This window comes from Halomonas sp. SIMBA_159 (assembly GCF_046536035.1).
Classification (GTDB): domain Bacteria; phylum Pseudomonadota; class Gammaproteobacteria; order Pseudomonadales; family Halomonadaceae; genus Vreelandella; species Vreelandella venusta_A.
In genome coordinates this window covers 1-274 of the sequence record NZ_JAWJBT010000518.1, presented here as the reverse complement: position 1 = coordinate 274, position 274 = coordinate 1, and the positions used below count along the sequence as shown (strand labels likewise).

Genomic DNA, 274 nt, shown 5'->3' with positions numbered 1-274 from the left:
CAGTTGTCAGGCTGCGGACAATCAACCTTTAGTGGCAATAGGAAGTACAGATCGCGCTGCAGCCGTTGTAATTGCCATTCATTGCTGGCTAGCGTAGTAACCCGGCACGGCTGCTCTGCACTGTTAAATGCAAGATGCTGATCAACGTAGCGCTGTAACGCCAGCTCACTGTCCATCACTTGTTGCCAGCTAATCTGTTCATCATGTTCGCCGGGGATCAAGCGGGCTTTAGCTAAATCGTGTAACGCAACTTTCCATAGCACAGCAGGCTGCC

The 274-nt window shown here is 51.5% G+C and carries 1 protein-coding gene; it reads right to left on the bottom strand.

Annotated features, from left to right (window positions below):
- The coding region (locus tag R0J87_RS20265) for a hypothetical protein (RefSeq protein ID WP_498888506.1) at positions 1-274 on the bottom strand (274 nt) is incomplete at both ends.